This is a genomic window from Anaerolineales bacterium, from assembly GCA_037382465.1.
Classification (GTDB): domain Bacteria; phylum Chloroflexota; class Anaerolineae; order Anaerolineales; family E44-bin32; genus WVZH01.
Genome location: JARRPX010000095.1, coordinates 1 through 8,149 on the forward strand (window position 1 = coordinate 1; position 8,149 = coordinate 8,149).

At 55.2% G+C, this 8,149-nt stretch carries 8 protein-coding genes; 1 reads left to right on the forward strand and 7 read right to left on the reverse strand.

What is annotated here, in order from left to right; all coding sequences use genetic code 11:
• Window positions 1-554, reverse strand: a 554-nt coding sequence (locus tag P8Z34_16375; protein ID MEJ2552249.1) for a hypothetical protein, incomplete at its 3' end; no start/stop codon positions are given.
• Between the two features lie 391 nt (window positions 555-945).
• Here P8Z34_16375 and P8Z34_16380 point away from each other — a divergent pair.
• Window positions 946-2,469: a hypothetical protein gene (locus P8Z34_16380; GenBank protein ID MEJ2552250.1), complete on the forward strand. Its 1,524-nt coding sequence runs from the start codon at window positions 946-948 to the stop codon at window positions 2,467-2,469.
• 1 nt (window position 2,470) lies between these two features.
• Here the strand turns inward: P8Z34_16380 and P8Z34_16385 are convergent, their stop codons facing one another.
• From P8Z34_16385 to P8Z34_16410, 6 genes are all read right to left on the reverse strand, one after another.
• Window positions 2,471-3,691 (reverse strand): zinc-binding dehydrogenase, encoded by a 1,221-nt coding sequence (locus tag P8Z34_16385; protein MEJ2552251.1) that lies wholly within the window; start codon window positions 3,689-3,691, stop codon window positions 2,471-2,473.
• A gap of 115 nt (window positions 3,692-3,806) precedes the next feature.
• The gene (locus tag P8Z34_16390; protein MEJ2552252.1) at window positions 3,807-4,226 is read right to left on the reverse strand and encodes a pyridoxamine 5'-phosphate oxidase family protein; all 420 of its coding nucleotides are present in this window, start codon (window positions 4,224-4,226) and stop codon (window positions 3,807-3,809) included.
• 230 nt (window positions 4,227-4,456) lie between these two features.
• Window positions 4,457-4,798 (reverse strand): hypothetical protein, encoded by a 342-nt coding sequence (locus P8Z34_16395; GenBank protein MEJ2552253.1) that lies wholly within the window; start codon window positions 4,796-4,798, stop codon window positions 4,457-4,459.
• Between the two features lie 16 nt (window positions 4,799-4,814).
• Entirely contained in the window at window positions 4,815-5,171 is a 357-nt protein-coding gene (locus tag P8Z34_16400; protein MEJ2552254.1) for a hypothetical protein, read from the reverse strand.
• A gap of 121 nt (window positions 5,172-5,292) precedes the next feature.
• Entirely contained in the window at window positions 5,293-6,567 is a 1,275-nt protein-coding gene (locus P8Z34_16405) for a hypothetical protein (GenBank protein MEJ2552255.1), read from the reverse strand.
• Window positions 6,568-6,687: 120 nt separating this feature from the next.
• Entirely contained in the window at window positions 6,688-7,980 is a 1,293-nt protein-coding gene (locus P8Z34_16410) for a hypothetical protein (protein ID MEJ2552256.1), read from the reverse strand.
• Window positions 7,981-8,149: the final 169 nt, after the last annotated feature.

Sequence of the window (8,149 nt, forward strand, 5' to 3'; positions counted from 1 at the left end):
GTCGTGGATCCATCCGCCAGATCAGATTCGAGGATCTCGAACAATCCCAAAGACCAATCCTCCGGGGGGCGATACCTCAGCAAACGACTTGCATCGGGAGTCAGGCAGGCGAAGGACGGATGAATCATTCCCGAGATGTCGACCTTCGTCGGCCGCAATTGTCCGTCCATGAGGATTTCCACGAGACCGACATCACTCCCGCCAAAAAAGTAGACCCGTCCTTGCCCGGCTTTAATCAAGTCTCCGCCGATGCTCCACATTTCATCATACGTTACGATCGGCCGGCCGTTTTCCATGTCGATCATCGTCAACCCGTGCTCCTGCGTCTCGAACAGCCAAACCCCAGAAAACGGAACGTCGGCGATTACAGGGGCCGGCACCGTTGGCGTTGGGGACGGCTCGATGAAAATCTCCTGGGGAGTGTCTGTCGCTTGTACAGGCGTTTCACCCGGTTCCGGAGTTGCGGATGGTGTTGCGGGTGTACAGCATGCAAGCAGGATTACGGCGGCGACCAACGAGAAGTAACGAGAAGTAAGAACTCGAGAGGGTTCCATCATCCCACTCCCTTTCTTGAGGCGCCGCGAGGCAGCGCAGCCGAGTACGGCCCATCATCGGACAGATCAAGCAGGCGTTCCAACAACGATAATACACTAGAAAATTCGCCAAACGAGGGTCAATGCGAGCAGGAAGAGAAGCGCCAGTAGAACAAACAACAGAATTCTTTCGTATTTCATTCGTACTGTCCTGCAGTCCTGATTAAGATTCTACCGGAGTAGAATTACCGGCAGATCAGACATCTTGACGGGTATTTAAGTCATTCGCACTGATCTCGCTGCGTAGGATCTGCGGAGATATGCGCAGGATTTATTCTTGCAGGAACATTAACGAACGTGCGTGCGGAGGCTATAATAGAATCGAACTGACCGAGCGGGGTTTCGAACGACGATGCAAACGCAAGCCAGTATTGAAGAGAGCCTACGAAGCGGTGACCGTCCACTCCATCTGGAGGAGATACGCGCCGCCCGTGACCTGCACGCGTGGATACATCCCATTCACCTCTTTGCAGACATCGAGACCGAAGATCCAATCCTCCGTTCGCTGACCGCATCGCTGCTCGATAGTTTCAGCAGGCAAGGTCACCATGTTCAGGACGACCCAGATGCAAAGACGGAGTTGATGCTGACGACGGCGGAATTTTACGTTCCGCTCGATTGGAGAAAGGCTCTGCTTTTCAATCAGCGCCGGCGATTCAAAATTGAACACAAACCACCCATTTTGTGTCTCATGCACGCCACGCCGGGCGAACTTGAAACGCTTCTACGCCGGCTTCAAGCCGCTCTGGACAAGCAGCCGCCCGATCCTGCCGATTTCCAATTTCCCGGCATGGCATCCAGCGCTTACAAAGTCCTGATCGAACAAGGCCAGCGCGGCGGACCCATCCTCGCGCTCGAGCGTGTGCTCCAATCGCAAGCCAAGTGCATCCGCATCCTGTTGGTCGTCGGGCAGGACAAGCCGGAATACGCCTACCTGTTCAACCTGGTGGGTGCGCACCCGCATATTCCCTTCGACTCTCCCGACAGCTTTTGTGACGACGTTGTGAAGCGCCTGGTTGCCGAAGCCTGTTCGCATGAAGTGACCAACCACCAGGTCGTCGGAGACGTCATTCACAGCAAGCAATTCAACGCTTCGAAGGTGCCGGCTGCAATGCGGCGAGCGAGCCTCGAATTGGGAAAGCGCAATTTCTTCACCGCCATGGTACGCATCGACGATCTGGTTCATGTTCCGGCGTTGGATCGAGCCATCGCAGATCAATACAGTGAAGGCTGCTTCGCCACCTGGGATCCACAGCTGCGCGCGCTGATTGCGACCGTAACGGGCAGCGCACGCCCCGTCGACAAGGGCGACTTGACCGACGACGATCTCTCGGTGATCGTTGGCGTTCAGCCGGACGGCAGCGGCGCGTTGGTGCGGCATGTTGCTGGCAAACGCAACGATTCCCCCTCCTCCGAATCCGTGGAAATGATGGGCATGGATCGCTTTCTACCGCGCATCGAACTCGATTCATCCTGGCCTTTACAAGCCGACGTGCCGGTCGTACGTTCCAAGCTTCATGGCCATCGCGGCATCGCCTCCTACGATCCCAGCCTGGTTGAGTACATCCAGCTCGATCCTCCGTATTACCATTACCCGGTTTCCTGCTCCACGGATTCTCAAGCGCGCGCCATTACGTCCGGCTTCGCCCGGTCGGAAGCGTTACAGAAGCCCGACGACCCCCGTCTGGCGGCGTTTGCCGTACTTCCCGGCCACGGAATCGTGATCGCGGAAAAGTGGATTTCGGGAACGGCGCCCTTCCAGATTCTGTGGGAGTATTTCGACTCGGGTGTGATCGAGGTCGTTAAAGAGATCCCCCAGGGTCCGTTAGCCTACGCACCCAACGCTGACGGACAGATGATCCTGCATACGAGCTGAACTACGAAATCCCAGCGTCGTAACTGAAGCAGACCTTTATCGAACCGCTGCGCTTGTCCATCGCCGCGGCGACGGCTTTTTTATACTGTTCGAAAGGAAAACGGTGCGTGATCAACCCCGCATATCGAATTGCCTCTTCCTCGAACATGCGAATGACCAGATCGAAGGTGTGGACGCGCCGGCCGTGCCAATTCTCCATGCCGAATGTATGAGATCCAATCAGATCGACTTCCTGGTACCAGACCGGATTCAAGTCCACTTTCATTGTACTCAAGTCAACTCCGACGAGCACCACGGTCCCTCCGGCCCGCGCCCAGCGCAGACCGTCGCTGACGGTCGTCTTTTTACCCACACAGTCGTACACGACTTCGAATCCACCCAACAGCATGCCCCGATTCATCGGCGAGCGATAGTATTTCGCCTGCGTGATCTCTGCAAGCTCAGGGTACAGCTCGCTTCCCGTGAGAACATCATCTGCGCCAAGCGTTCGCGCCATTTCGGCTTGATGCGGATAGCGGGCGATAACCGTTACGTGACAATCGGGCTCGACGATCTTGGCCATCTGAACGATCAGCAATCCGATGATTCCCGCGCCGATCACCAACACGTGATCACCCGCAAGCGGAGGTTTTCGCAGCACGCTGTGCAGCGCCACCGAATTGGGCTCGATCAGCGAAGCCTGATCGGTCGACATCTGCAATGGTACCGGCCAGACTTCGGCTTCGTGGGCGGTGTAGCCATCTCCCCAGCCGCCGCCTACCCCCACGGCGCCGAGACCCAGGGAAGCGTTTTCACACAGGCGCGTCTGTCCCTGTGCACAGTAGATACAAGGTGGATCGATCTCCTGGCTGTGACAATTCGGACCCGCAAAACGAGATTCCATCACCACCCGGTCGCCCACTTTGAAGCGTGTGACTTGCGCGCCGACTTCCACGACCTCGCTCACGACCTCGTGGCCGAGGTAGAAACGTGCGTTTCCTGGCAAGGCTGCCGGAGCGGAGGCGGGGTCGGCGTCGACGAAAAGCAAGGAGAGATCGGTGGCACAGAGGCCGCACTGGATATTGCGCAGGCGCAGCCATTTCGGGCCGGGTAACTGCGGTGTCTGCATGTCGACGACGTGCACAGGTGAGAACGGACTCCAAATGACGCCCGGCCACACCGAGCGCAGCATCTGCACCATGAACATGCGGGGAAGATTTTTATCGACATATATCGTTCGCATTTCATCACTCCCGGATTTCATACGGCATTTCGTAGAAAAACAGGCCGCCGCACACGAAATCTTGCCCACCCACTCGTGTTCTCGCCAGATCCTTGACCGGCTCGAGATCGAACAGCTAAATCTCGAACGTCACGTTACTCAAAGCATGGTAGTAATTCCCCCAACGAGAGCTGAAACGCAGAACGGAATAATCCGGATCGGTCACTCCCAGTGGATAATACCGCTCATAGCCCTCGCGCCACAATCGTTCCTTGGACGCCGTGTCCTGGAGGATCGCGACTTCGCCGACGAGCATCAAGCCCATCCACTGCTCGAAGTCGACGAAATAGACACTCGCTCTCGAATCCCGTTCGAGTTGGCTTATTCGCCTCGATGAGGTGTTCGTGCTGAACCAGATCGTCTTCAAGCCCTCATTTTCCATCTTGATCATGGCCTTGATGTTGGGGTAACCATCATCGCCGTTCGTTCCCAGCATGGCGATCTGCGCTGCATTGGCCAAAGCCAATGCTTCATCCATGGCTTGCTGCTTCTCCATCATGCGCTCCAACTTTGTGAGATTCTTTTGTCTATACGGTTCATCCAGCCGGAAGTGAGCCAACCATCCAGCCGATGCCGAATGCCATCGAATCTGCGCACCGCACCTCGCCGTGAAGTAAAAAAACACACACGGGAGTATATACTCTCTGAAGTTATTCGGCAGAGATATCAAAACCGCGGGGAGCGCTTCAGCAGTGAGAGTAACTCACGTTGATGAGAAATTCCGATTTAGCTATAGTCCAATATGGACTGGATGATTTTCGCCCCACGCGCTCCCATTACGGCGCCGCCAACACCAAAGGAAATATATTCAACCGCCAGCGATGAAAAGCCGGTCGCTCCTTCCGGTACCAGACTCGAAAGCGGAACCATGATCACGAAGGTCACCAATCCACCCAGGAAACAGGAGAACATCCATCTTCCGGCAAAACTGATGATGTCTTGAATTTGCAAAGACGGCTTTTCACGCCGCAACGCCAGCGTGGTGATCAACCCACCAACCAAACCGGGTCCGATCCAAACGGCGACCGCAAGAAAGACAACGAGCCAGACGAAATTTAATATTGACATGTCGATATCCCTCGTTTCATCCTGCGGCTGTAGTTTGAACCAGAACGGTAGTGACCAGAAAGAACAACATAGCCGCCAATGTGACCGTAATCGTCCAGGCGAGGACGATCAGATTGAATGAAGCCTGACTGAGTTCCCCTTCGCGGACGCGCACCAAGCTTGCCGCTGCGAGGCCAGATAATAAACCGGCGATGGTAAAACCGAAAAGAAGAAGCGAGATTACGAAAGATGGCGATACGTTCGTCGAATCGAGGTTGAAGAACGCTCCGAGGATCAAATCGACCAACATTACCGTAAGCCAGCCTAAGATATATGACACAAACCAGGCAACGCCCAAGAATCGTGTCGGTTTTTTATCTATCCATTCATACATGTCTCCCTCGCTTCGAATGGTCCTAACATGAAGATCCGCGTCCTATTGTACTCGATCTCTTAATCACGAGAAGATGGATCACGTTTCCGATCAGACACCCGACGCAGCGTGCGGAGTGCGCTCATTCTTTACCGACGGTCAGATGCAACGTGATCGTTGTCACCGAACTTACCCCCTCCTCCTGCTGTGGGATCTCGAACGTTTCGCCATCGAACAACGGGAACGTCATTGCAGGGACGCCTTCTGATTCGTCTTCGCCTATCGATGTGGAAAAGCTGAACAAGGTGAAGCCGTCCATGATCCCGAAGTCCCCAGAAGCCGTACTCCCATCAAAATCGATGTCCACGACGGCGAAGCTGCCGAGTTCAGTAACCGCACCATCTACCTTAAAATAGCCAACGATCGATTCAATGCTCGGAGGATCGAATTCGAGTTGGAATCCATCGAGATTCCCGGAGAGTGACAGGGTGAAATCCATGACACTGTCGAAGGTTAATGTAATCGTTCCTACATCAGGATCGTTCATCTCGATCGAGTCATTGATCGTGCAGTGCATCGTGCCGCTCCCCGATATTTCGTCCTCCTCAACCTTGAAGGGGATCGGATCGGCGCAGGTCATGTGAATTTCCTGACCTTCCATGACGATCAGCACATGGAAGGCAAGTGACCCCTGCCAGATGCATCCATCCGAGATATTTACCTCCTCCACGCGGGTGATAGGCTGGTCGGGGCAGTCCATGAATTGTCCCGTAGTCAATTGAGTCATACCGCTGCAATTATCCGATTCATATCTATGCGGTTTTGATTCGAGGTGGACCCATCCGCAGCGGCACGCCATAGCCGGGTCGTCGCACTCATTGGGTATGCCACCACCCGGGATTTCTCCCGCACCATGCGGTGAAAAGTGATCCAGGATGAAGATGATCTTTCGCTCCTCGGGGTTGAAACGCAAACCCGTCGAGCTATACGAAAACGTCTCGTTTTCCATGTCGAGTTCGAGATGTACGGGCCACCCCTCCAAGACCACGTCTTCGGGAATGGGAACGGTGACTTCTATCGCCTCGTCTAGCTGCAGCCCATCCGGCAGCGCCTCGAAAAAGATGATCGGCCGCAGCGGGATTTGCGCCTCTTCCAGGATCGAAGCGATGGAATCGTTCTCGATGCGGTTCATCTGCAGCTCCGTTTCTTCGCCCAATACACCGGCAGGCACACGCAGGGAAATGCCGTTATCCAGGGTAAACGTCCCGCCTTCCGGACCGACCGTTACGGGTTCAGACTCTCCTTTGCCCTTGAATAGGCTGCAGGATGACAGTAACAACGAGAGTACTATTCCGAGTACGGCTGCGGTAAGCCCGCTTCGTTTGTGTCGTTTCGTCGTGGATTCTCTGTCGATCATGGTCACCGCCTCGCTTCGTGAAATGGTTTGTGCTCGGGGCCGATCATACACCATGTCGATCGATTTGGCCCCATAACTGCAGACGAACCACCGCAAACTGCTGCATGCAAAGCCGCTGCCTCATTCTTTCGAACGCACCATCGCCGAAAGCTCCTGCAGCCATTGATAATACTGATCCTCATATTCCCGGGTTGCGACGGCCGCCATGCCCTCCGTATATCCGTTCCAGGAGTTGAACGTCAAGCCATCCTCGCCGAAATCGGCGACCATTTCCGTCAGCGCCTGCAGCCACGTTGCGGTGAAACCGTATTGGATCGAACCGGGAAACACGATCCTCGCATCGTACCCGGGCGAGACGTCCATCAGAAAGGGAACACCGGTTTCCGACCAGCGCTGGGAGTAATCGCGTTTCCAGGCGATTTGCTGCGATTCGGTAGGATTACCCGAGATCCAAATTTCCGGGATGAAGGATTGGATGCCCAAAATCGCATCGGTCTCGATCAACGACGGACCTGTTTTTTCGGGATAGGGTTTGAACTCTCCCGGTGCATTGGAATTGGGTGGAAGGGGATCGATGAAGAACCCAACCTGAACCCCCGTCAAATTGAGCACTTCTTCAGCCAGGACATCGAAACCGGCCGCATATCCCGCATGATCGCCATACGACAATACGTTGGAGGATGCGTGGATGATCGAAACGGCGAAACGCGCCTCACCATTGTGATCGTAGACCTTCGCCCAGGCTTCCGCCCACTCCGGATGAGAATCGTTATGCAGATAACGCTCGATCAGATTGACGATCTGGCTTACCGTCCCCGGCGCTACCCGCCCGTCCCGCAATCGAGGGAATTCATCGCGAAAGGCCCAATCATTGCGCGATTCGATGAGGGGCATGACCAGAAGATGTTCTTCGAGTGCGGCCGTGAAGAGCTCATCTTGCGAACCGGGCGCCGTTTGCATCGGTGCGATCAACGACCAGCCCGTTCCGCAGGGCAGAAAATCTTCACCCCAGGACGACATGGTCACAACGTTGATCCCCGCATGAGTCATCCGGGCCAGCGCAAAGGTGCGATTCTCCGGCTTCATGGACCAATTCAAGTGCCGCTCGTCGCTCGGATGGACGGTAAACAATGATAGATTGGGATCTGCGCGGCATTCGTAGCGTTTCGATCCATCCCTGGCTTGTCCACTGAAGAACAAGGTGGTGATGATGCGCTGGTTTTCAAATCCGGGATTGGCGAGACGGCCCCATATGCCCGGCTCGGGTTCGGATGTCGGGGTTGCGCTTGGCGAAAGCAAGTCAGTTATGTCAATGGAGTTGCTGGTTGCAGTCTCACCTGAGTTCTGGACGACTCCGGCGGGAGTCGCTGTGGGGAAATTGCAGGCCGCCAGAAGAAGCATTACGGCGAGCAAGCAATCCCACCACGGACTGCGAGCAACTTCCCTGTGATCGGCGTGATAGCGAAGAAATTGGTGTATCATCCAATGTATACGCATCCGCAGGCGCCCGATGGAATTCCAAAGGAGATTCCGGTTGTCTCCTCGGTACGATGGACGCATTCCGTGGTGGGATTGCTTGCTC

What these genes read in the sequence shown, in the direction of transcription:
- P8Z34_16385 (MEJ2552251.1), bottom strand. Translation starts at nt 3,691, where the DNA reads ATGCGAACGATATATGTCGATAAAAATCTTCCCCGCATGTTCATGGTG.
- P8Z34_16400 (MEJ2552254.1), bottom strand. Translation starts at nt 5,171, where the DNA reads ATGTATGAATGGATAGATAAAAAACCGACACGATTCTTGGGCGTTGCC.
- P8Z34_16405 (MEJ2552255.1), bottom strand. Translation starts at nt 6,567, where the DNA reads ATGATCGACAGAGAATCCACGACGAAACGACACAAACGAAGCGGGCTT.
- P8Z34_16380 (MEJ2552250.1), top strand. Translation starts at nt 946, where the DNA reads ATGCAAACGCAAGCCAGTATTGAAGAGAGCCTACGAAGCGGTGACCGT.
- P8Z34_16395 (MEJ2552253.1), bottom strand. Translation starts at nt 4,798, where the DNA reads ATGTCAATATTAAATTTCGTCTGGCTCGTTGTCTTTCTTGCGGTCGCC.
- P8Z34_16390 (MEJ2552252.1), bottom strand. Translation starts at nt 4,226, where the DNA reads ATGGAGAAGCAGCAAGCCATGGATGAAGCATTGGCTTTGGCCAATGCA.